The following is a 252-nucleotide window of genomic DNA, read 5'->3' on the forward strand; positions in this document are numbered from 1 at the left end:
ATTGCGGCTTCGGGTATCTGTGACTGGCCCGTATCCGCAATGCCGTCGCCGTTGGTGTCCCGGCTTCGCGGGTTGAGGCCGTTGAGATATTCCTGATAGTCACTGACGCCGTAGCTGTCGGTGTCGGGAATCGTCGGGTCGGAATAGACACGGGTCGTAAAGGTCTGTCCGGCGTATTCAAACTGAATCGTCCAGCCGGAGATTTCCATGTAGTCATACAATCCGTCGCCAGCCGTATCGGGATTCAGCGCA

At 57.1% G+C, this 252-nt stretch carries 1 protein-coding gene; it reads right to left on the reverse strand.

Going from position 1 to position 252, the window contains the following annotated elements:
• A partial coding sequence (locus ACY9Z2_RS19210; protein WP_463611278.1) for a hypothetical protein occupies positions 1–209 on the reverse strand: 209 nt, incomplete at its 3' end.
• Between the last annotated feature and the right edge of the window lie 43 nt (positions 210–252).

Source organism: Virgibacillus sp. GM2-2 (genome assembly GCF_055329585.1).